1 pseudogene is annotated in these 360 nt (G+C 37.5%); it reads right to left on the bottom strand.

The window, feature by feature from the left end:
- Positions 1–18: 18 nt before the first annotated feature.
- Positions 19–360, bottom strand: a pseudogene (locus tag A3223_RS07515) (CinA family protein); the annotation flags it as partial.

The raw sequence follows: 360 nt of genomic DNA, 5'->3' as shown, positions 1-360 counted from the left end.
GGTTAGAAACTCGCCTAGCTATTCATTTGGATTAGCATTTATAAGATTTATCTGGGCGTTATTTAGACTGGCTAAAAAGCTATTTTTAGAGTAGTCTAAGCTATCTTTAAGCGCAAGTGTCGTGCTATCTTTTAGCTCGAGCGAGCCCCCAGTTAGCGTCGCTACTATCTTTGCAGCGATGGCAAAATTTTCATCCGAGCCAAAAATGCTTACAAAGTCGTAATTTTTTGATAAATTTTCGATGATAAAAGGTAGCTCTTTGCTATTTTTTGGAGCAAAACTGACCACTCCAAGCTCGCCAAAATGATCCTCGTAGCTTTGAAAAATGTAGTTTAGAAATTCTCTATTTATCTCAAGATC

This window comes from Campylobacter concisus (assembly GCF_002092855.1).
Classification (GTDB): Bacteria; Campylobacterota; Campylobacteria; order Campylobacterales; family Campylobacteraceae; genus Campylobacter_A; species Campylobacter_A concisus_AI.
Note: the sequence above shows the minus strand (reverse complement) of the source record. Positions and strands in the feature narration are given on the sequence as shown.